At 65.8% G+C, this 21,538-nt stretch carries 24 protein-coding genes; 12 read left to right on the top strand and 12 right to left on the bottom strand.

Annotation, left to right across the window (positions count from 1 at the left end; translation table 11 throughout):
• Window positions 1–57 precede the first annotated feature (57 nt).
• From BM113_RS17690 to BM113_RS17665, 5 genes are all read left to right on the top strand, one after another.
• Complete coding sequence (locus tag BM113_RS17690) at window positions 58–972, top strand: serine/threonine-protein kinase RIO2 (protein ID WP_089789354.1); 915 nt, start codon at window positions 58–60, stop codon at window positions 970–972.
• A 102-nt stretch (window positions 973–1,074) separates the two neighbouring features.
• Window positions 1,075–1,560, top strand: a complete 486-nt coding sequence (locus tag BM113_RS17685; RefSeq protein ID WP_089789415.1) for a DUF302 domain-containing protein — start codon at window positions 1,075–1,077, stop codon at window positions 1,558–1,560.
• Between the two features lie 488 nt (window positions 1,561–2,048).
• On the top strand, window positions 2,049–2,639 hold the full coding sequence (locus tag BM113_RS17675) for a 50S ribosomal protein L15e (RefSeq protein ID WP_089789353.1): 591 nt from the start codon (window positions 2,049–2,051) through the stop codon (window positions 2,637–2,639).
• 101 nt (window positions 2,640–2,740) lie between these two features.
• Window positions 2,741–3,175 carry a universal stress protein gene (locus BM113_RS17670; RefSeq protein WP_089789352.1) on the top strand — a complete coding sequence of 145 codons (435 nt, stop codon included), beginning with the start codon at window positions 2,741–2,743 and terminating at the stop codon, window positions 3,173–3,175.
• A gap of 136 nt (window positions 3,176–3,311) precedes the next feature.
• Entirely contained in the window at window positions 3,312–3,764 is a 453-nt protein-coding gene (locus BM113_RS17665) for an arsenate-mycothiol transferase ArsC (protein ID WP_089789351.1), read from the top strand.
• Window positions 3,765–3,836: 72 nt separating this feature from the next.
• Here BM113_RS17665 and BM113_RS17660 read toward each other — a convergent pair whose 3' ends face one another.
• Together BM113_RS17660 and thrS are read right to left on the bottom strand one after the other, a co-directional pair.
• Complete coding sequence (locus tag BM113_RS17660; protein ID WP_089789350.1) at window positions 3,837–4,547, bottom strand: phosphoribosyltransferase family protein; 711 nt, start codon at window positions 4,545–4,547, stop codon at window positions 3,837–3,839.
• A gap of 99 nt (window positions 4,548–4,646) precedes the next feature.
• A complete protein-coding gene (thrS, locus tag BM113_RS17655) occupies window positions 4,647–6,611 on the bottom strand; it encodes a threonine--tRNA ligase (RefSeq protein WP_089789349.1) in 1,965 nt (654 codons plus the stop codon).
• A 263-nt stretch (window positions 6,612–6,874) separates the two neighbouring features.
• On the opposite strand from thrS, the gene BM113_RS17650 reads away from it, so the two are divergent.
• Window positions 6,875–7,213, top strand: a complete 339-nt coding sequence (locus BM113_RS17650; RefSeq protein WP_089789348.1) for a DUF7322 domain-containing protein — start codon at window positions 6,875–6,877, stop codon at window positions 7,211–7,213.
• Window positions 7,214–7,226: 13 nt separating this feature from the next.
• Here BM113_RS17650 and pyrE read toward each other — a convergent pair whose 3' ends face one another.
• The gene (gene pyrE, locus BM113_RS17645) at window positions 7,227–7,772 is read right to left on the bottom strand and encodes an orotate phosphoribosyltransferase (RefSeq protein ID WP_089789347.1); all 546 of its coding nucleotides are present in this window, start codon (window positions 7,770–7,772) and stop codon (window positions 7,227–7,229) included.
• A 103-nt stretch (window positions 7,773–7,875) separates the two neighbouring features.
• Here pyrE and BM113_RS17640 point away from each other — a divergent pair, with 103 nt between their 5' ends.
• Complete coding sequence (locus tag BM113_RS17640; RefSeq protein WP_089789346.1) at window positions 7,876–8,835, top strand: alpha/beta hydrolase; 960 nt, start codon at window positions 7,876–7,878, stop codon at window positions 8,833–8,835.
• 45 nt (window positions 8,836–8,880) lie between these two features.
• Here the strand turns inward: BM113_RS17640 and BM113_RS17635 are convergent, their stop codons facing one another.
• Both BM113_RS17635 and BM113_RS17630 read right to left on the bottom strand, forming a co-directional pair.
• Window positions 8,881–9,426, bottom strand: coding sequence for a CDP-2,3-bis-(O-geranylgeranyl)-sn-glycerol synthase (locus BM113_RS17635; protein WP_089789345.1), 546 nt, complete (start codon window positions 9,424–9,426; stop codon window positions 8,881–8,883).
• A gap of 67 nt (window positions 9,427–9,493) precedes the next feature.
• A complete protein-coding gene (locus tag BM113_RS17630) occupies window positions 9,494–10,474 on the bottom strand; it encodes a D-2-hydroxyacid dehydrogenase (protein ID WP_089789344.1) in 981 nt (326 codons plus the stop codon).
• Between the two features lie 220 nt (window positions 10,475–10,694).
• On the opposite strand from BM113_RS17630, the gene BM113_RS17625 reads away from it, so the two are divergent.
• The 3 genes from BM113_RS17625 (at window position 10,695) to BM113_RS17615 (ending at window position 13,623) form a co-directional block, all read left to right on the top strand.
• Window positions 10,695–11,531 carry a proline dehydrogenase family protein gene (locus BM113_RS17625; RefSeq protein ID WP_089789343.1) on the top strand — a complete coding sequence of 279 codons (837 nt, stop codon included), beginning with the start codon at window positions 10,695–10,697 and terminating at the stop codon, window positions 11,529–11,531.
• Between the two features lie 45 nt (window positions 11,532–11,576).
• Window positions 11,577–12,254: a DUF502 domain-containing protein gene (locus tag BM113_RS17620; RefSeq protein WP_089789342.1), complete on the top strand. Its 678-nt coding sequence runs from the start codon at window positions 11,577–11,579 to the stop codon at window positions 12,252–12,254.
• Between the two features lie 70 nt (window positions 12,255–12,324).
• A complete protein-coding gene (locus BM113_RS17615; RefSeq protein WP_089789341.1) occupies window positions 12,325–13,623 on the top strand; it encodes a DUF418 domain-containing protein in 1,299 nt (432 codons plus the stop codon).
• Between the two features lie 13 nt (window positions 13,624–13,636).
• Here the strand turns inward: BM113_RS17615 and BM113_RS22420 are convergent, their stop codons facing one another.
• The 3 genes from BM113_RS22420 to BM113_RS17605 form a co-directional block, all read right to left on the bottom strand.
• Window positions 13,637–13,801 (bottom strand): hypothetical protein, encoded by a 165-nt coding sequence (locus tag BM113_RS22420; protein WP_177209206.1) that lies wholly within the window; start codon window positions 13,799–13,801, stop codon window positions 13,637–13,639.
• A 61-nt stretch (window positions 13,802–13,862) separates the two neighbouring features.
• On the bottom strand, window positions 13,863–14,792 hold the full coding sequence (locus BM113_RS17610) for a branched-chain amino acid transaminase (protein ID WP_089789340.1): 930 nt from the start codon (window positions 14,790–14,792) through the stop codon (window positions 13,863–13,865).
• A gap of 176 nt (window positions 14,793–14,968) precedes the next feature.
• Entirely contained in the window at window positions 14,969–15,496 is a 528-nt protein-coding gene (locus tag BM113_RS17605; protein ID WP_089789339.1) for a winged helix-turn-helix transcriptional regulator, read from the bottom strand.
• 369 nt (window positions 15,497–15,865) lie between these two features.
• Between BM113_RS17605 and BM113_RS17600 the strand changes: the two genes are divergently transcribed.
• Together BM113_RS17600 and BM113_RS17595 are read left to right on the top strand one after the other, a co-directional pair.
• A complete protein-coding gene (locus tag BM113_RS17600; protein WP_089789338.1) occupies window positions 15,866–17,299 on the top strand; it encodes an aldehyde dehydrogenase family protein in 1,434 nt (477 codons plus the stop codon).
• A gap of 221 nt (window positions 17,300–17,520) precedes the next feature.
• Window positions 17,521–17,895 (top strand): DUF7471 family protein, encoded by a 375-nt coding sequence (locus BM113_RS17595; protein WP_089789337.1) that lies wholly within the window; start codon window positions 17,521–17,523, stop codon window positions 17,893–17,895.
• An 18-nt stretch (window positions 17,896–17,913) separates the two neighbouring features.
• Here BM113_RS17595 and ribB read toward each other — a convergent pair whose 3' ends face one another.
• The 4 genes from ribB to twy1 form a co-directional block, all read right to left on the bottom strand.
• Window positions 17,914–18,615 (bottom strand): 3,4-dihydroxy-2-butanone-4-phosphate synthase, encoded by a 702-nt coding sequence (ribB, locus tag BM113_RS17590; protein WP_089789336.1) that lies wholly within the window; start codon window positions 18,613–18,615, stop codon window positions 17,914–17,916.
• Window positions 18,612–19,319, bottom strand: a complete 708-nt coding sequence (locus BM113_RS17585; protein WP_089789335.1) for a DUF120 domain-containing protein — start codon at window positions 19,317–19,319, stop codon at window positions 18,612–18,614. Before BM113_RS17585 ends, ribB begins: the two co-directional genes overlap by 4 nt.
• 142 nt (window positions 19,320–19,461) lie before the next feature.
• Complete coding sequence (locus BM113_RS17580; RefSeq protein WP_089789334.1) at window positions 19,462–20,250, bottom strand: histidine kinase; 789 nt, start codon at window positions 20,248–20,250, stop codon at window positions 19,462–19,464.
• Between the two features lie 198 nt (window positions 20,251–20,448).
• The gene (twy1, locus tag BM113_RS17575; RefSeq protein ID WP_089789333.1) at window positions 20,449–21,513 is read right to left on the bottom strand and encodes a 4-demethylwyosine synthase TYW1; all 1,065 of its coding nucleotides are present in this window, start codon (window positions 21,511–21,513) and stop codon (window positions 20,449–20,451) included.
• Between the last annotated feature and the right edge of the window lie 25 nt (window positions 21,514–21,538).

The following is a 21,538-nucleotide window of genomic DNA, read 5'->3' as shown; positions in this document are numbered from 1 at the left end:
GCTCGAGACCCTCCGTGGGTCACGACGTTTTTACGTACCGGACGGCTACTCCGAGCCATGGTGCGGAACGTCGCCGAGCTTCTCCCCGAACTCGAGGAAGCCGACTTCTATCTCCTTTCGGGGGTCGAACAGGGGATGCGGTTCTCCGAGTGGGTGCAACGGGAGAAGCTCCCGAAATTCGCCGATATGACGGACGAAGAGGTCGAGTACCGGCTCGAGCGCTGTCTCAAGCGCGGGCTCGTCGAGAAGAAAACGATCCAGTACGAGGGCTATACCCTCCAGTTCGAGGGGTACGACGCCCTGGCGCTGCGAGCGCTGGTCCAGCGCGATACGATCGGCGAGTTCGGCTCGCCGCTGGGCGTTGGCAAGGAAAGCGACGTCTACGAGGTTCGCTCCTACAAACCGCTGGCGCTGAAGTATCACCGCGAGGGCTATACGAACTTCCGGGAGGTCCACAAGGAGCGCGATTACGCGTCGGACAAGGAACACGTCTCCTGGATGTACACCGCCCGGAAGGCTGCCGAACGCGAGTACGAGATCCTAGAGGAGCTGTACCCCGACGTCTCGGTCCCGCGGCCGATCGACCAGAACCGCCACGCCATCGTCATGGAGAAGATGGACGGCGTCGAGCTCTCACGGACGAAACTCGAGTCAGAGCAGGTGTTAGACGTCCTCGATCTGCTCCTTTCCGAGATCGCACGTGCCTACGAGGGCGGCTACGTTCACGCGGACATGAGCGAGTACAACGTCTTCGTCGACGAATCGGGCGTGACGGTCTTCGACTGGCCCCAGGCCGTCCCGACGGACCACGAGAACGCCGACGAGTTCCTCGCCCGCGACGTCGACAACGCGATCGGCTACTTCCGCCGGAAGTACCCCCAGGAGGTGCCGAGCGCCGAGGACCTCTCGAGCGACGAGGTCGCCGACGCGATCGCCTCAGGGGCGTTCGAGACCGTCGAGGAGTTCGCGTAACGACCGTCGTTCGGGTCCGTCGTGATCGAGGCAGGGCGCCGACTCGACGGGGAGACCCCCGACGCCCGCACGTTTTTGCATCCCCGGAGCGGACGATACCTCATGAGCGACGCGACGGACTCCGGGGCGAATCGCCTGCCTGCACCGACCGCGGAAGAGGCCCTGCACACCACGCTGGAGATGGACTTCGAGGACGCGGTGCCGTTCGTCCAGCTGGAACACGAACTGGCCGATTTCGAGACGGTGCAGGTGACGCATCTGGACCGGATGATCGAGGGAATGCTCGGCGAGGAGGTGGAACGGACGGCCCTGCTCGTGATGTGTCATCCGGAGATCGCCCGCGACGCGATCGCGATCGACCAGTCCCTGGCCGGTATGCTCCCCTGTACGACCGCGGTTTACGAGACCGACGCCGACGACGAGGTACACGTCTATCACGTCTCGGCGACGAAGGCGATCCGTGACCTCGGGTGTGCGCCCGCGGACGCCGATGGCGAGGTCGACGAACTCGTCGCCAAGACGGGCGAACTCATGGAGGAGGTCTGGACCAATATCGAGGCCCACGCGGACCAGGCAGCCGACTGTTAGCCGACCGATTTCTTCGGACCTGATCTCTCGCTCGGCGGGATTTCGGCGGAGAGACGTCCACTCCGTGCGATACTCTCCAGCAGTGGTCCGTATTCGGGGAGCGTCAATCGACACTATAAACTATATGTAGCTATACTAAATTCGCGGTTGGAGTCTGCTCCGATCGGGGACCGAAACAGTGGTTTTCGGCTTCGTATCCCGATTGAATCACCGGATCGAGAACGAACGCCGTGCGCTCGGACCGAGACTCGAGTAGTGGGTCGATGGAGGGAACCGAGACGGCTCGACCCGGAGGCGCTCGCCGGCCGCTCGAGAGGGCGAGACAGGGTCAGGGCGGTTCGAAGCGCTTATACACCGCCGCTGGGTACGTTTCGACGACTCGCTGGGTCGCGGGCGCCAGCGGGCACCTGTTCGGCATCGACGCCGCCACAGGTCGGGATGTGATCCCCGTTCGGGATTGAACCAGGAAACGCCCGCGGGTGATAACCATGGCAAAAAGCTTCTACTCTCACATCAAGGAAGCCTGGAAGGACCCCGACGAGGGCAAGCTCGGGGAACTGCAGTGGCAGCGAAAACAGGAATGGCGCGACCAGGGCGCGATCGAGCGGATCGAACGCCCGACGCGACTCGACAAGGCCCGCGAACTCGGCTACAAGGCCAAGCAGGGCATCGTCGTCGCTCGGGTCTCGGTCCGCAAGGGTACCGCCCGAAAGCAGCGCTTTACGGCCGGTCGCCGGTCGAAGCGCCAGGGCGTCAACCGCATCGGTCGCCGGAAGAACATCCAGCGCATCGGCGAGGAGCGCGTCTCCCGGAAGTACCCCAACCTGCGGGTGCTCAACAGCTACTGGGTCGGCGAAGACGGCTCCCAGAAGTGGTTCGAAGTGATCCTCGTGGATCCGAACCACCCGGCGATCGAGAACGACGACGACCTCAACTGGATCTGCGACGACGCCCACCGGAACCGCGCCTTCCGCGGGCTGACCAACGCGGGCAAGGACAACCGCGGCCTCAACAACCGTGGCAAGGGCGCCGAGAAGGTCCGACCGTCCAACACGGGCGGTCAGGGTCGAGCGAAGTAACGTCGGCTCACCGGCGTCGCTGATATCGCGTTTTTTATCGGAATTCCCGCCGACCGGTAGCTACACCCATACTTAAGCGGGAACGTCGCGTACGCCCGGATATGACGGATCACGTTCTCGTCCCCGTCGACGAATCGGAACGGTCGACTCAGGCACTCGAGTTCGCCTGCACGGAGTATCCCGACGCCGACATCACCGCGATCCACGTCCTCGACCCCGGCGACTTCTACGCGGCGACCGGGATCGAGGGCGGTGCCATGGCCAACTACGACGAGATCCGCAAACACCACGAGACCCAGGCCGACAACATCCTCGAGCAGGCCCGCCGGGAGGCCGAGGAGTACGGCCGGGAGATCGAAACCGACCAGGTCGTCGGCGGCGTCTCCCAGTCGATCGTCGACTACGCCGGGGCCCACGACGTCGACCACATCGTGGTCGGGAGCCACGGCCGGACGGGTGCGAGTCGGATCCTGCTCGGGAGCGTCGCGGAGACGGTCGCCCGTCGCTCGCCGGTGCCGGTGACGATCGTCCGGTAACTACCGTTTTCGGTCGTTTCTTCGGGCCTCGAACTACTTTCCGTCCGAACTCGATACCCGTGCGATACCCGTGCGAACGTATCCCACAGGAACACACATACGAACCGTTAGGTAAGCGCCCGCCGTCCTCTTCCGCATGGATTCCGAACCGAACTCCGGCCGTCGAATCGCCTTCGTTTGCGTCCGGAACGCGGGACGAAGCCAGATGGCAACTGCTTACGCCGAGCGCGAGAAGGCGGATCGCGGCCTCGAGGACCTCGAGATCGTCACCGGCGGAACCCACCCGGTCGACGACGTACACGAGGTAGTCGCGGAGGCGATGGCCGAAGAGGGGTTCGATCTCTCGGACCGCACGCCACAGGAGGTCTCGACCGAGACGCTCGAGACCTGCGATCGCGTCGCAACGATGGGGTGTTCGACGCTGGAACTCGACGCCGGGGTGGACGTTCGGGACTGGGACCTCCCGGACCCAGGTGAAGAAGACCTCGAGCGCGTCCGGGAGATCCGCGAGGAGGTACGCGAGCGAGTGTCGGCGCTGTTCGACGAACTCGAGTCGGACGGGACGGTCGAAGCCGAACGCGAGGGGTGACTGCTGCTGAGACGGTCGAAACGGGACGGTTCGATCGGGGAGAAGACGGGTGTCGAAACGTCGATCGTGGGTTCAGACGCTCGTCAGCGAGCCGACCGGCGCGTCGGTCTGTTCACGGGCGCGTTCGATTCCGTCGTCGCCGGCGGCGATGAGCGCGAACACGCCGGCGACCTCGGCGTCGGCGGCGTCGACGATATCGAGCAGGAGTTCCTGCGTCTCCCCCGAGCGGATGAGGTCGTCGACGACGAGGACGGATTCACCGGCGTCGATGGCTCCCGCTGGGAGGTAGTAAGTGAGTTCGATCCCCGACTGGAGCCGTTCGCGGGCCTCGATGAACTCCTCGACGGCGGTCTCCTTGCTCTTCTTCGCGTAGGCACAGCGAGTCCCGTAGTAACTGGCCAGCGAAGCGGCGAGCGTGATTCCGTCGGTCGCCGCGGTGAGCACGACGTCGGGGCGGCCGAAATCGAAGCCGTTGGCGACGACCGGCGCGACTAGATCGAGGAAGGACTGGTCGAAGACGGTCTCGGAGTTGTCGACGTACCCCTCGTCGTCGACCCGGATGCGGGCGTCGAGTTCGCCGGCCAATGCCTCGCGGCCGAGTTCCTCGACCACCTCGCGGGCACGATCCGTGCCCGGGAGGACGTGGCCGTTGACGTAGCGGTTGAGGTCGCCCGCGGGGAGCCCCGTCGTCTCGGCGAGTTCCTCGTACGTCCGGGTCTCTTTGAGCATTCGCAACACGTCGACCGCCCGCAACTGGAGGGCGGCCTTCTCGGCGCGGTTCATATAGGTATGCACGATTCCGCAACTATGGGTATTTCGATCACCGGACGTGGTTTGGTATCCACGAACGTGGTTCGAAACCGGGCCGGCTCGATCCCGTCGTCAGTCCTGCAGGAAGTCGGGCTGGGGCCGCTGCTCGTCGCGTTCGTCCTCGAGATGCTCCTTGAACGCCTCGATCTCGACGTCGTACTCCTGGTCCTCGAAGCGGTCGCGCACCGAGATGTTGCCGGCCTCCTCCTCGTTGTCGCCGACGATGATCTGGTAGGGGACCCGATCGTCGTGAGCCGCGCGGATCTTGCGCTCCAAGGTGGAGTCGCGGTCGTCGACCTCGACGCGGAAGTCGTCGAACTCCGCCGCGATCTCGCGGGCGTACTCGAGGTTCTCGTCGGAGATCGGTAGCACGCGGACCTGTTCGGGCGCGAGCCAGAGCGGGAACTTCCCTTCGAAGTGCTCGATGAGCATCATGAAGAACCGCTCGTAGCTGCCATACAGCGCGCGGTGGATCATCACGGGGCGGTGTTCCTCGTTGTCCTCGCCCACGTAGGAGAGGTCGAACCGCTCGGGCATGTTGAAGTCCAGTTGGACCGTCGGGCCGTCCCACGAGCGGCCGATGGCGTCCTCGAACGCGAAGTCGATCTTCGGGCCGTAGAAGGCCCCGTCGCCCTCCTCGATCTCGTACTCGTGGCCGTGGTCCTCGAGGACGCTCCGGAGCTGATCCTCCGCTCTCTCCCAGATCTCGTCGCTCCCGACGGACTTCTCGGGGCGGGTGGCCAGCGCCATCTCGTACTCGAGGTCGAACGTCTCGAGAACGTCCGTGATCATCCCCATGATCTCCTCGACCTCCTGTTCGATCTGGTCGGGGCGGACGAACAGGTGGCCGTCGTCGATGGTGAAGGCCCAGACCCGGGAGAGCCCCGATAGTTCGCCGCGCTGTTCTTTCCGATACACCTTCCCGTTCTCGGCGTACCGGATCGGGAGGTCGCGGTAGCTCCAGGACTGGTCCTGGAAGATGGCGGCGTGGCCCGGACAGTTCATCGGCTTCAGACCGAACTCGTCGTCGCCGACGTCGAAGATGAACATGTCGTCGGCGTAGTTCTCGTAGTGGCCCGAGCGGTGCCAGAGGTCCGTCTTGAAGACGTGAGGCGTTTCGACGTAGTCGTAGCCGGCGTCCTGGTTGAGATCCTCGACGAAGTCCTCGAGTTCCTTGAGGACGGTCTTGCCCGGCGGGTGATACAGCGGGAGGCCGGGTCCGGTGACGTCCTGGATCGAGAAGAGGTTCATGTCGTTGCCGATCCGCCGGTGATCCCGTTTCTCGGCCTCGCGTTTCCGCTCGAGGAACTCCTCTAAGTCGCTCTCGTCCTCGAACGCGGTGCCGTAGATGCGGGTCTGCATCTCGTTTTCCTCGTCGCCGCGCCAGTACGCGCCAGCGATCTCGAGCAGTTTCACCGCGCCGATCTCGCCCGTCGAGTCGACGTGCGGACCGGCACAGAGGTCCTCCCACTCCCCTTGCCTGTAGAACGAGACCTGGTCGTTCTCGTCGGCGAACTCGGAGAGCAGTTCGAGTTTGTAGGGTTCGTCCTCGAGGCGCTCTTCGGCTTCCTCGATCGAGACGTCCTCGCGTTCGATCTCGTAGTCGGCCTCGACGATCTCCTCCATCTCGGCCTCGATCTCCTCGAGGTCGTCCTCGTCGACGTCCAGGTTGTCGAAGTCGTAGTAGAAGCCCTCGTCCGTCGGCGGACCGATCGCGAGTTTGACCTCCTCGGCGTCGTACAGCCGCTCGACGGCCTGGGCGAGACAGTGCGAGGCGGAGTGGCGCATCACGCGGAGGTACTCCTCGCCGCCGTCGTCGGTGATGATCTCGAGTTCCGCACTGTCGTAGACGGGTTCCTCCTTGGCGACGAGGTCGCCGTCGAGTTTGCCGGCGACGGTGTCGCTGCCGAGACCGGGGCCGATCTCGTAGGCGCAGTCCTCGACGGTTGCGTCGGCGTCGACCTCGAGTTCGGAGCCGTCGGGCAGTACTACTGCGATTCGTTCCTGTGAGTTTGCTTCTGGTTCTGGTTCTGACATTGCTGTAGCTAGGTTGGGAACTTCGGTGAGAAGTTCGGTCGGGCGTCCGCGCTCGCCGCCGCGCTGTGTGCGGTCGCGATCGCAAACACAGCGAGCGGTAGGTGTGAGTGGTTAGAAGCGGGCGAAAGCCCCTGTAAAGCGGACACCTACCATCGTGGCTACGCGTAGTCTCGAGCGGGATAAAAGCGTTGTGATGGGACGCGGTCGCGACGGCCCGGGCCTGTTGGCCCAACGGATTTCTCCACCGGGCGAGAAACTCCACCGTGCCCCTGGACCCATCGGACGACGATCCGTTCGAAGACCCCTTCGAGGACCCCTTCGCCGGCGACCCGCTCGAGGATCCGTTCGACGGGTCCGGAAACGAAGACCCGGGCGCCGACGACGACCTCGAGGCGGCGATGTCGTCGATCGATCGGGCGACCCTGCTCGCGTTCGTCACCGTCGGGGTCCTCGTCCACGCCGGGGTGTTCGCCGTGGCCCTCGGCCCGATGCTGATCGGCTTCCGGGGCCAGTGGATCGTCGGCGGAACGCTGACCGCTGGCGGGGTTCTGGCGCTCGTGCTCTCGGTGGCCGTCTACCGCCGGTACAGGGCCCGGCAGTGACCGCTGGCGGCGATCAGTCCCGATCGGCCAGCAACTCGCTCGCGGTCACCAGCGACTCCATCTCGACGTCGGCGTCCTCGACGTTCTCGCGGCCGCCCTCCTCCCGGTCGACGACGACGAGCGCGCGGTTTACCGTCGCACCGGCCTCGCGCAGCGCCTCGATGGCCTCGACCAGACTCGTCCCCGTCGTCACGATGTCCTCGAGGACGACGACCTCCTCGCCCTCCTCGAGTCGACCCTCGATCAGGTTTCCGGTGCCGTACTCCTTGCGCTGCTTGCGCGCGATGACGTAGGGGACGTCGGCCGCGACGCTCGTCGCCGCCGCGAGCGGAACCGCACCCAGCGCGACGCCGGCGAGTTTGTCGTCGTCGCCGACGCGGTCGGCGAAGGCCCCGGCGATGGCCTCGAGACAGGTCGGGTCCGTCTCGAAGAGGTACTTGTCGACGTAGTACTCGCTCGTGCCGCCGTGGGAGAGTTCGAACTCGCCGAACTGGACGGCGTCGGCGTTCCGGAGCGCGTCGATGAGGTCCTGAGTGTCCTGGGTGTCCTGGGTCGTCATCGCTCGAAGGGGCGCGCGCCACCGAAATAAGCGGTGTGGAACGGCCCGACCGCCGCTGCCGGCAACCCTACCTTTTTGCGCCGGCGGCGGAACCATTCGTTCGATGACACTCCCGCGCGCCGACGAACCCCACCCGGACGTGCAGTCGTTTCTCCGCATGTACGAGTCGGTCGACGTCCCCGACTTCGAGGAGGTCCCGCCCGCGGAGGCTCGCGAACTGTTCGAACAGCTCCAGGTCGGAGCCGGGGCGGAGATCGGCCTCGAGGCCGTCGAGGACCGGACCATCGACGGCCCGGACGGCGACCTGCCGATCCGGTACTACGAGCCGCGAGCAGCGCCCGCGGACGAACCGCTCGTCCTCTACCTCCACGGCGGCGGCTGGGTGATCGGGGGCCTCGAGACCCACGACGTGACCTGCCGGAAACTCGCCGCCGAGTCGGGTTACCCCGTCGTCAGCGTCGACTACCGGCTCGCGCCCGAACACCCCTTCCCCGCGGCGCTACGGGACTGCTACGCCGCCCTCGAGTGGGCAACCGAGGCCGCGCCCGACCTCGAGGCCGACCCGGACCGGATCGTCCTCGCGGGCGACAGCGCGGGCGGGAACCTCGCGGCCGCGACGGCGCTTTTCGCGCGCGACCACGGCGGTCCCGAGCCGGCCTATCAGTTGCTGATCTACCCGAGCACGGGCGACGTCACTGCAACCGCGGCCTACGAGGAAAACGCCGAGGGGTACTTCCTGACCGCCGACGAGGTCGACTGGTTCGGCCAGCAGTACTTCGCCGACGAGGTCGACCGGGGGAACGTCTACGCGCTACCCCGTCGCGCCCACGACCTGTCGGACCTGCCGCCCGCGACGGTCGTCACCGCGGGGTTCGACCCCCTGCGTGACGACGGCGGGGCCTACGCCGACCGCCTCGAGGAGGCGGGCGTCCCGGTCGCACACCACCACTACGACGACGTCGTCCACGGGTTCTTCTCGATGGTCGGCGGCCCGATCGACCTCGAGCGCGCCCACGAGGCCTACGACGACGCCGTGGCGGATCTCCGGGACGCACTCGAGTAGTCGGGAAAACGAGGAAGAGGAGAAGACCGCGGTTCGGGGACCGGACTACCAGGGCTCGTCTTTCAGACCGAACTTGTAGGCGACTACGTTCGTCGTCACGTGCAACACGGGCGTGAGGACCACGATCACGAGGATCACGTCCCAGGTGAACCACTCGAGGAACCACTCGGTCGCCAGAAGCGCCGTCAGCGGCAGCGAGACGACGACGAAGTCCAGCTGGTCGAACCCGGGGAACATCGCCCCGCGCTCGCGACCCGTACGGCGCTTGAGGAACGAAGCGAGGATGTCGCCGAGCATCGCCCCGGCGGCCAGCCCCAGCGCGGCGAGCGGTTCGAACGCCGGCACCGCGAACCCGAGCGCCGCGCCGACGTCGTCGGCAAGCAGCGTCAGGACGGCCGCGAGCGCCAGGCCGGCCGTGATCCCCGCCGCGGTGCCGCGCCAGGTCTTCCCGTCGCCGAGGACGCGCTCGTCGCCCCACGTTCGTCCGCCGTCGATGGGACGGCCGCCGCCGGCGAGAACGGCAGCGTTGTTCGGTACGTAGGCGGGCAACATCGCCCAGAACGCGATAACGACAGTCTCGAGTAGTGTCACATCCGCCGGGACGAACCGGCGGGTCTTAATCTGCGGTGATTCGGGTTCGAGGTCCGGGTACGACCCTTTACCCCGAGTCGGGTGCGACGACGACGTTCCGGAACTCCTCGATTCCGTCGCCCGCCTCCAGCGCGTCGACGTTGTACGCGACGATGTCGGCCATCCGGTCCCAGTGTTTCGGCGTGTGGCCGCCCGTGTGGGGCGTGATGAGACAGTTCTCGAGGTCCCACAGCGGGTGATCGTTGGGCAGCGGCTCGGGGTCGGTGACGTCGAGCGCGGCCCCGCGGATCTTGTTCTTCTGTAGGGCCGCGACCAGGGCGTCGGTGTCGACGATCCCCCCGCGGGCGACGTTGACGAGGACGGCCTCGGGTGGCAGCGTCGCGAGTTCGGCCTCGCCGATCAGCCCGCGGGTGGTGTCGGTCAGCGGACAGGCGACGACGACGTACTCGCTGCGGGCGAAGGCGTCGTGGATCGCGTCCTCGTCGAAGCCGACGACCTCGTCGGTCGGGCCGCCCTTCTCGGGGGTGTAGCGGACCCCGATCGTCTCGACTTCGAATCCCTCGAGGCGCTGGACGAGCGCCTGGCCGATCGAGCCCAGGCCGAGGATCGTGACGGTGCTGCCGGTGAACTCACCCGACTGGAAGTGTCGCCACTCGCCGTTTCGTTTGCGTCGCCAGCCCTCGTGGAGCCGGCGGGCGAAGACCAGCATATTGCCGAGCGCCTGTTCGGCGAGTCCCGGCGCGTGGATCCCGCCCGCGTTGGTGACGGTGACACCGCGGGCCGCAAGCGCGTCCTTGGGGAGGTGCTCGGTCCCCGCCGAGGTGGCGGCGAACAGTTCGAGTTCGCCGGCGGCCTCGAGCAGGTCCTCGTCGATCCCGATCCCGGTGACGACGGGGGCCTCGGCGACGAGTTCGCGCTCCTCGCGGGGCGTCCGCGCGAGCGCGACGTCGCTGCCGGGCAATCGTTCACGCAGCCGTTCGGCGTAGGCGTCCATCGACAGTCCCTCGGTCCCCTCGCGGAGGACGACGACGTCCGGATCGCTGTCCATGTAGTGGCGGTGTCGCCTGACGAGGCTTTGGCTTACCGGTCGCGTCCGGCCGGTTCCCCTACGGTCGAGCACGCCCGAAACCGCCCCACCTGTCCCCGCCAGCGACAGTCACGACCGCCGTCACTCGAGCGCGGAGCAGGCCGTGAACACGCGGGTCCGTCCGTCGACGCACGACGCCGCTATACCAAATTCCATATAACTGGCGACCGACGTATCCGGTATGATCCCGCCGATCGCAAGCCGGTTCGTCGCCGGGGAGTCCGCCGCGGAGGCGCTCGACCACGTCCGGTCGATCAACGGGCGAGACGTCGGAGCGATCGTCAACCTGCTGGGCGAACACTACGACGAACGCCCGCCGGTCCGGTCGGACGCGGCGGAGTATCGCTCGCTCGTCGCCGACATCGCCCGTTCGGACCTCGATGCCTGCATCTCGGTCAAACCATCCCAACTGGGTCTCGACATCGGGGAAGACGTCTTCCGCGAGGAATTCGAGTCGATCGTCGACGCCGCCCGGGACCACGGCGTCTTCGTCTGGATCGACATGGAGGATCACACGACGACCGACGCAACGCTGGACGCTTACGAGGACCTCGCCCGCGAACACGACGGCGGCGTCGGCGTCTGCGTCCAGGCCAACCTCGAGCGCACCCGCGAGGACGTCGAACGACTCGCCGACGTCCCCGGCAAGGTCCGGTTCGTCAAGGGGGCCTACGACGAACCCGCGGACGTCGCCTACACCGACGCCGAACGCGTCGACCGGGAAATGAAGGCCCTGCTCGAGTACGCGTTCGAACACTTCGACGGCGGCATCGGGGTCGGCAGCCACGATCCGGCGATCATCGAGCACGCGATCGACCTCCACGAGGAACACGGCACGGACTTCGAGATTCAGATGCTCATGGGGGTCCGGACCGACGCCCAGTTCGACCTCGCCGAGGAGTACGACGTCTACCAGTACGTCCCCTACGGCGGCCGGTGGCTGTCGTACTTCTACCGGCGCATGATGGAACGGAAGGGGAACATCCGGTTCGCGCTCCGGGCCGTCTTCGGGAGTTGAAAGCAAAGGAAAGGGCTCTTTATCCCCTGGTGAGAGGACTCCTACATGGCTTCGTGGAAGCGGGACTTCGCGAGCGGGTTGATCGTTCTCGGCCCGATCCTCGTGACCCTCTACGTCATCTACTGGCTCTACGGACTCGTGGCCGGGGTTACGCCCGGCCTCATTCTCGAGGCCGATTCGCTCTATCCACTCATCGAGAGCCAGCAGACCCGCGAGGAACTCGCCCAGTTGCTCCGGGTGCTCGTCGTACTGACCGTCGTGACGATCCTCACCTTCTCGGTCGGCTATCTCATGCGGACGACCATCGGCGGCCTCGTCGAACGCCTCGTCGACAACGTCGTCAACCGGGTCCCCGTCATGCGGGTGATCTACAACGCGTCCAAGATGGCCGCCGAAACGGCACTCGGGGAACAGGAATCGCTCCAGAAACCGGTCAAACTCGAGGTATGGGACGGCCTCCGCATGACCGCGTTCAAGACCGGGAAGACGACCGAGGACGGCAGACACATCCTGTTCCTGCCGACCTCGCCGAACATCACGACGGGCTTTGTCGTCGAAGTCCACCCCGACCGGTTCACCGAACTCGACGAGGACGTCGAGGACGCGCTGACGCGCGTGCTGAGCGCAGGATTCGGCGACGCGGACCGACGCGGCATGGACGCCGGCGTCCCGATCGACGTCGTCGACGAGCGAACGGCGAAGGGAACTGACGACGACGATTAGCTCCCGACGTCCTCGATCGGTTCGGTAACCTATATATTCGTCCTCTAACGAGTGTAGTCATCGGACCGACATGTCTGCCGCCGATCCACCCACCACGAACTCGAGTAGCGCCCCTCCGAAGGCCGATGACGAGGACCGAACCGGGGACCGCGGACCGACCGACCCCGACGACCGCATCCTGAGTCTCGACGTCCTCAGGGGGTTCGCCCTGCTGGGCATCCTCGCGGTCAACATCTGGCTCTTTGCCCTGCCGGTTATCGGAACTGTCAACCCAACGCTCTACGGCGATCTCTCCGGCGGGAACTACGCGGCCTGGTTCGTCAGTCACGTTTTCTTCGAGCGGAAGTTCGTCACGCTGTTTACCCTCCTCTTCGGGGCCGGCGTCGTCCTCTTTACCGAGTCGAAAGAGCGGAAGGGCCAGCCGGCGCGTCGGCTGCACTTCCGTCGGGTTTTCTGGCTGCTCGCGATCGGGCTCGGCCACGCCTACTTGCTGTGGTACGGCGACGTCCTCGTCGCGTACGCGGTGTGTGGCCTGCTGGTCGTGTTCGTGCGCAACTGGCGGCCGACGCGGCTGCTCCTCCTCGGATTGGTCCTGTTCTCGATCCCGTCGCTGCTGTACCTGGCGAGCGGCGCCGCGTACGTGACGGCGGATCCGGCGACACAGGCCGAGATCGAACAGGGAATGCTCGCCGGGTTCGGGGCCGAGGGCACTGTCGACGAGGAGATCGCCGCCTACCGCGGCGGCTGGCTCGAGCAGATGGACCACCGGGTTCCGACCGCCGTCTCGTTGCAGACGGACGGGTTCCTCTTCGAGTCGCTGTGGATCTACAGCGGCCTGATGATCGTCGGGATGGCCCTCTACAAGTGGGGCGTCCTCTCGAACCAGCGGAGCACGCGGTTCTACCGGCGGCTGTTCGTCGGTGGCGGCACCCTCGGACTGGCGCTGATCCTCGCCGGCGTCGGCTACCGTGGGCTGATCGGCTGGGACACCGTACGGGTGCTCCTGTTCGCCCATCAGTTCAACTACTGGGGGTCGGTGCTGCTGGCACTGGCGTACGTGTCGGGGATCATGCTGCTCTGTCGAGCCGCGGCAGACGGGGTCGCGACCACGGCGCTGTCGGCCGTCGGCCGGACTGCGTTCTCGAACTACCTGCTCCAGACCGTCCTCGCGACGACGATCTTCTACGGCCACGGGCTGGGGCTGTTCGCCCAGTTGAGCAGGCTCGAGTTGCTGGGCGTCGTCGTGGCGATCTGGGCGATCCAGATACCGCTGTCGGTCGTCTGGCTGAACCGGTTCCGGTTCGGACCCGTCGAGTGGGTCTGGCGGACACTCACCTACGGGGAGCGACAGCCGCTGCGACTCGAGTGACGGCGGGACTCGATCACTCCGAGAGCCCCTCCCGGTCACCGACCGGGAGCGTGATGGTCCGGTCGCTCGCGAACAACACGAACAGCGCGAACAGCGCGTAGAGGGCGGGCTCGTTCGTCCAGACTCCGACGACGCCGAGGATACCGAGGACGCCGAGACGATCGACTGGAATCTCCATACGCTACGATTGCCGGGTTGACAGGATAAGGATACCGCTCGAGAAGACGGAAACGCCCAACTCAGACGTACTGGAACCACTCGTCGTAGGCGTCGGTCTCGCGCTCGACGACCTCGAAGAACCGCGACTGGATCTCCTCGGTCACGGGGCCGCGCGAGCCGTCGCCGACGACGACGTTGTCGACCTTCCGGATTGGGGTGACCTCGGCCGCCGACCCGGTGAAGAACAGTTCGTCGGCCGTGTTGAGTTCGCCACGCGAGATCGAGACGTCGTCGTGGACGGTATACCCCAGGTCCTCCGCGATCTCGATGACGGTGTCGCGGGTGATGCCGTCGAGGATCGACTCCGAGAGCCCGGGCGTGTAGATCTCGCCGTCACGAACCAGGAAAATGTTCTCGCCGGGACCTTCGGCGACGTCGCCTTCCTTGTTGAGAACGATCGCCTCCGCGTAGCCGTTCCGGCGGGCCTCCTCGCCCGCGAGCATGCTGTTGACGTACAGCCCCGTCGTCTTGGCGTTGGTCGGGATCTGGCTCGAGGCGTGTTTCCGCCAGGAGGAGACCATCACGTCGATCCCGTTCTCGAGGGCATCCTCGCCGAGGTAGGTGCCCCAGGGCCAGACGGCGATGGCGGTCTTCGTCGGACAGTCGCCCGGGCTGACGCCGAGCGACTCGTAGCCGTAGAAAGCGATCGGTCGGATGTAACAGGAGGCCAGATCTTGGCGGCGAATGAGTTCGAGCGTTGCCTCGGTGAGTTCCTCCTTCGTGAAGCCGATGTCCATCTCGTATGGCTTGGCCGACTGGAAGAACCGCTCGAGGTGTTCCTCCCAGCGGAAGACGGCCGGCCCCTCGGCGGTGTCGTAACAGCGTGCACCCTCGAAGATGCCGCTGCCGTAGTGGAGTCCGTGGGTGAGCACGTGGACCTGCGCGTCGTCCCAGTCGACGAACTCCCCGTCCATCCAGATCGTGTCGACGTCCATCTCGTCGAATCCCATGGTGGTGTGTGTTGAAAGCCACCGTACTAAGTGTTCGCGATTTTCCCAAGACGAGTGGCGGCGGGGATTCCGGCCGACGCCTCGAGGACTCGAAGGAGTCGGGACGAAAGGCGAAAACGGGAGAACGAGAAACGGGAAAACAGGTACGGGATGCGATTCGTGCCCTGGGACCTCGCCTACTCGACCGTCGACGGGCCCTCGAGCAACTCGTCGACGAGCCGGGTGAACCGGTCGATCAGCCGGTCCGGCACCGTCGGCTCCACCTCGGTCAGCAACCGGCCCGTCCGCTCGGGGTTGGCCAGCGCCAGCGTGACACGGTTGCTGTCGTCGTAGCGTTTCGTGACGATCTCGTGATCGACGAGTCGGTCGAGGTGGTACTCGAGCGTGCTCCGGGCGATCCCGACGTCCGCGGCGACCGCACTCGGGGCTGCGGGTTCGTTTTCGATCAAGTAGACGACGATCTCGCGGGTCGTCTCGCGGCGAAACAGCGCCAGCGCGGCGCGTTCCCACTCGTCGTACTCCGGTGGGTAGTAGTGAGTGCGACCGTAGAACTGCTCGCGGACGAGGTCGCCCCGGTCGATCAGCCGTCGGACGTGGTACTGGATCTGTCCCGGCGCGAACTCGGACTCCCTGACGAGTTCGTTGAAGTGGATGCCGGCGTTTGCGTGCACTTGCGTTCTGATCTGTCGTCGCGTGTCGGTCATTGGAATCGCACCCGTGGGTACGTACCGATAGCCGAGGAACGCTGATAACGGCTTTTGCTCGTTCCCGGCGGCTGGGAACGGGCCATATGACCCATCTATAAGTGGCGACCGGCGAAGTCCGTTCTCGGACGGACGAGGAATCGATCGCCGTGACTAGTCCCCGACCGTCGCGGTCGACCGGGTCCACACTGTCTCGATACGACAACCACATCTGGGTTCAAACGTGCTACGTCGACCCCATAATGTAACTACTCGGGGTTTACAAGTCGGGTTAGGAACACGTACTGTTATACGGCACCCCCTTGTTGACAGCGATACAGCGTGACCGCCCGGTGAGGGCCCGCAATGCGTGTCCGCTGTTGAGCACCCATGGCAATACACGAACGCTATCGACTGTTTATCGACGGTGAATCGGTCGAGGCCTCGACCGACGAATCGATCACTACGACCGATCCCGCGACGGGCGAGTCGCTGGCAGGAGTCCCTGCGGGGACCGCCACGGACATCGACCGCGCGGTATCGGCCGCACGGGACGCCGCCGACTCCTGGCGATCGAAAGCCCCCGCCGAGCGGGCACGGATCGTTCGCCGGATCGCGGACGAGATTCGGGACCACGCAGACGAACTCGCCCGCCTCGAGAGCCGGGACCAGGGGAAACCGTTGACACAGGCCCACCACGACGTCGACGGTGCGGCACGGTTCTTCGAGTACTATGCCGGAGCGGCCGATAAGATCGAGGGCAAAAGCATTCCGCTCGAGGACGAGCAGTTCACGTTCACGGTTCGGGAACCGTACGGTGTCAGCGGGCAGATCGTTCCCTGGAACTTTCCGCTCAACCTGACTGCCCGCGGACTCGCGCCGGCGCTGGTTGCGGGGAACACGGCCGTTCTCAAGCCGGCCCCGACGACGCCGCTTTCCGCGTTACACCTCGCGGAACTCTGTCGCGACGCCGGTGTTCCCGACGGCGTCGTAAACGTGGTCACCGGCGGCACGGAACCCGGTGCTGCGCTGTCGTCACACGAGGGGGTCGACGTGCTCACCTTCACGGGTAGCGTCCCGACCGGGCGGGCCGTCATGGAGTCCGCAGCGGAACACATCACGCCGGTGACGCTCGAGCTGGGCGGCAAGAACCCGGCTGTCGTGCTTCCGGACGCCGACCTCGACGACGCCGTGTTCTGGATCGCAGTCGGGATTTTCACGAACGCAGGCCAGGTGTGTTCCGCCGCGGACCGCGCGATCGTTCACGAGTCGGTCTACGACGAATTCGTCGACCGAATCGTCGATCGAGCGGAATCCCACTCTCTCGGACACGGGCCGGAAGATCCCGGAATGGGGCCGCTCAATAACGCCGAGCAGTACGAAACCGTCCTCGACTACATCGACATCGGTGTGAGCGAGGGAGCGACGCTCGAGACCGGCGGGGAGCCGGGAGACGACGACGGGTATTTCGTTCGGCCGACGGTGTTCTCCGACGTCGATCCGGAGATGCGAATCGCCCAGGAGGAGATCTTCGGCCCGGTTCTGACGGTAATCCCGTTTTCGGACCGTGACGAGGCGATCGAGATCGCAAACGACGTCGAGTTCGGCCTCACTGGCGGCGTCTTTTCCCGAGACATCAACCGGGCTCTCGGGGTCGCCCGCGATATCGAAGCAGGAAGCATCTACGTGAACGAGTGGTTCGGCGGTTCCGAAGAGACGCCGTTCGGCGGGATGAAAAAGAGTGGTATCGGTCGAGAGAAGGGGTTAGAAGCGCTCGATTCGTATCTGCAGACCAAAGCGCTCTCGATAAACCTCTCGGAGTGACGGCTCCACAACGGCGCCGTTCTCGTAGCAGTCGTCGTCGGTTGCGACCCAATCACCTCGCGTCGTGAAGCGACTCGTTTCGGCATCCCGGGCAGTCGACGACGAGCTACCCGGCCGGTTTCTCCACCCGAACGGTCTCGCCAGCGGTGGCATCTCCACCTCGAGACAGTGGCCCGACCGAAGCACATACGTAACTCTCCCCCCGATGTACGGTAGCGGCAATGGCCCACACGAACCCGCTCGAGATCGGATGGCTGGACCCCCAGCTCGCACCCGTGTTACTCGGGGTCATCGTGCTGGCAGCCGTCGGGACGACGGTCCTCTTCTGTTGTGGCGTCGTCGCCTACTCCCGCCGGCGATCGACCCGGTACCTGCTCATTACCGTCGTCCTCGGGCTGCTCGTGGTCCGATCGCTCGTCGGTCTCGGAACGGTATTCGGGCTCGTACCGATGACGATCCACCACCTCGTCGAGCACGGCTTCGACTTCTCGATCGCGGTGTTGGTGCTGTATGCGGTATATCGGAGCGGATCCGGCTCCGAAACGGAAGAAAACGCCGACAGACAGTCGGCCGATCGAATCGAAGCCGACGACTGACGCTACCGACCGCCGATCTCAGCCCAACCGCTCGAGGATGTCCCGGCCCTCGAGATAGGTGAAGCCGTGGCGCTCGGCGTAGGCCCGGGCGTCGACGGAGGAGAGGGCCTCCCCGGTTTCGTCGTCCAGCATCTCACAGACCACGACGGCCGGCGGGAGGTCGGCCGCCTCGGCGAGCGCGACGCCGAGTTCGGTGTGGCCCTCGCGTTGCTCGAGCAGGTCCGGCGCGGCCTTCAGCAGGTGGACGTGGCCGGGGACACGGAACTCGTCGGCGAAGGCCGTCTCCTCCGGCGTTGCGGCGGCCGACCCCAGCGCCCGGATCGTCCGCGAGCGGTCGTTGTCCGTGATCCCGGTGTAGGTGTCGCGGTGGTTGACCGTCAGCGAGAACGACGACCGCTCGTCGTAGCCGAGGTCGTGGCTCCCGGTCGCGGGGTGGTCGACCTCCTCGGTGTAGAACGGCAACTCGAAGGATTCCGCGACCTCGTGGCCGAGCGCGACACAGACCAGACCGCCGGCATCGTTTCGCAGGCGCGCGACCGCCTCGGGGGAGACGGCGTCGGCGTGGTAGATCAGGTCCGTCTCGCCCTCGCGGTCGGCCGCGTCGTGGACCAGCACGGGGTCACCGGCATCGAGCGACTCGAGTGCGCGATCGACGGTGTCGGTCGTCGATGTCTGCGGGTTCGACCCGCTGGAACCCGCGTGGCGGTCGGTGCCGGTCATCGGCGATCACCCACCGAGACCGTGACGTGATCCCCGTCCTCGAGGCCGAGTTCGTCCCGAAGCTTGTCGGGTGCGATGACCTCGAGTTGATCCTCGTCGTGGTGGGTGCGTTCGGGCGCGATGGTGTGTGCCCCCTCGTAGCTCTCGCCGTCGGCAGTTTCGATCGTCGCGGGATAGCAGACCGCGGGGCCGTAGGTCCGGTCCTCGTCCTCCCAGCCGTCGATGGGGACCGGCTCGAGCGAGGAGACGGCGCTGCGACGCCGGACGCTGTCGTCACGTAGCTCGACGTTCAGCGTTCCGGGGAACGGCTCGTACCCCAGCCGGTCCTCGAACTGGCGCTGGTAGCCCGACAGCGAGATGTAATGGCGACCTTCGCCCATGCCGCTCGTGATCGTCCCCTCGAGGTCGACCTCCGAGTCGGCCTCGAACACCCGGCGGTAGTCCTCGTATTCGGCGCGAAGCGCACGCTCACCCTCGTCGGTGATCGCGACCCACTGGCCGTCGCTGACGGTGTCGCGTTCGAGGAGGTCGCCCGACTCGAGGCGCTGGAGTCTCCGGGAGGCGGTCTGGTTCGACGCATCCAGGCGATCCGCAAGCTGGGAACAGGAGATCTTGACGTCGCCTGCGAGTCCGCCCTCGAGCGCGAGGAGTTTCAGCACGGCGATTTCGTCGGGGCCGACGGCGGACTCCGATATCGTTGACATACTCGAGATTTTGGGCCACCCACTCAAAAGCGTATCGAATGTGGTATGCATCACGAAACCGTGATGCTGTTCACGGGAGTTTACTTCCTCCTGGATGGTTCGTCGAGCGAAGCAAAAACCCACCGGTGTCGGCAGGGGTAGCTCAGAGCTCCGTCGCGACGTAGTCGTCGATCGCGGCCACCCGTTCGCGGTCGAAGGTCCAGAATCCGTCCCAGATCCGTGGTTCTGCCTCGTAACAGACGAGCGCGGCCGGTGTCGCGTCGGGCGCGGTCGGATCCGCCGGCCGGTGAACGACGAACCAGCCCTTCCGATACTCCGGATCCTCTCCCGTGTGGACCGCCACGTCGAGGTCCGGCCGCCTGCCGTCCGCCACCCCGTAGACGTGGACCTCGACCGGCGCGTCCTCGAGTCGTTCGTACACCTTGCGCGTCCCGACCTCGTCGTTGAGTCGGGCGAGCGTCTGGAACGACGACCGCAGCGTGCCGCCAGCGGCGGCCCAGGCCTGTCGCTCGACGTACCGCGAGATGACGATCAGCAGGAGCTTCTCCTTGTGCGCCAGCGGATACCCCCGAAGCCGGAGCCGCGTCTCGTCGAGGTTCGCGAGCAGGTCGGGGAGTTCGACCTCCTCGAGGCCGCGCGCGCCGGTGACGAACAGGTCGGAGTTGATCGCGAGGATCGACTCGTACAGCTCCGGCATCGGCGAGGCCGCGACCGGCGACCCGTCCTCGAGGAGGACGGCGACGTCGGCGTCCGTGTCGTCGATCGTCTCGGGATCGAGGAGGTCCGACTCGCTCCCCGGTTCGACGGCGATAGCGCTCTCGTCGAACGTCTCGGCGAGCATGCCCGTAAGCGGATCGGCCGACCCGTCGCCGACGATGGCGATGGCGTGATCCGGGGAGCCCGCCGACTCGATGAACGATCGAAGAGTCACTAGGTTAGGACTACGAACGATCCCGTCTTAAAAATACTCGCCGATTGACTGGTTCGGATCGATTTCGGGAACGGCGGACAGACAGCCGGACGACCCGAGCGGAGTCCGAAAGGGACTCAGACGGTTTCCTGTCCGTCAGTTCCGAGCAACCGCCGCCGGGGTCACGATTGCGCCGGAACATCGGTACAGGGATCCGTATCAGTCGCCGGCAGTTCCGGACACCGGATCCCGCTCCCAGAACTCGCTGTCTTTCTTCAGCTTGGGGACCCAGGTGTCGCTGGTCTTCGAGAGCAACGCGACCCGCGAGGGCGGCACCTCCTTGACCTCGGTGAACCCGGGCATGTACTCCCCGACCGAGCGGGCGAACTCGGCGACCTCCTCGTGGTCGGGCATCGACGAGCGGTCGAGTCGGCCCCGCGAGTGGCCGACGTGCATGTACGCCTTCAACTCGACGAAATCCGGGTCGGCCTGGCCGTAGAAGCCCGCGTACCAGTCCGGGTGGTGCATGTTCTCGCCCTTGATCAGCGTCGTCCGCAACACGGTGCGGGTCTCGTCTTTCTCCGCGAGGACGTCCATCGTCTCGAGCAGGCGCTCCCAGGCGTCGTCCTCGACGGCCTTGACGACCTCGTCGAAGGTGTGGCGTTCGGGGGCGTCGACGCTGACGTACAGTTGCGTCGGGTCACACTCCCGGAGCACGTCGGGATTGGTCCCGTTCGAGACGAGGAAAGTGGTGATGTCCCGGTCGTGGAACGCGTCGATGAGTTCCGGCAGGTAGGGATAGAGGGTCGGTTCGCCGTCGAGCGAGATGGCGACGTGGCGGGGTTCCATCGCTTCTTCGAATCGCTCGCGGGGAACCTCGTCGTTGCCGCCGAAGCCCGACAGCAGCTTCTTCTGGAGTTCGAGCGAGGCGTCGACGACGGCCTCGGGGTCGTCCCACTCGACGTCGTCCAGTTCGTAGGCGTGACCTTGGTGATCCCGCCAGCAGAAGACGCAGCGTTCGTTGCACTTGACGACCGGCGTCATCTGGATGCAGCGGTGGGACTCGATCCCGTACCAGATGTTCTTGTAGCACTTCCCCTCCCCGCGCATGGCGTTTGCCGTCCAGCCGCAGGTCTGGGCCGCCGTGTGGTTCTCGTTGTGATAGTCCGGACTCGAGACCTGGGCCGGGGTCCCGCCGTCGGCGTCGGGGTCGTCGCCGGCGGGGGCGTCGGTCCCCGGATCGGTCGCGCCGGCGGACTCGGGGCTGTCGGCGGAGTCGCTCATGTTGCTCCTCGGTTGGAGAGGCCCG

The sequence above is a fragment of the Natronobacterium haloterrestre genome, from assembly GCF_900112205.1.
In the GTDB taxonomy this organism is placed as follows: Archaea; Halobacteriota; Halobacteria; order Halobacteriales; family Natrialbaceae; genus Natronobacterium; species Natronobacterium haloterrestre.
The sequence above is the reverse complement of the archived record's forward strand: the minus strand, read 5'-3'. Positions and strand labels throughout refer to the sequence as shown.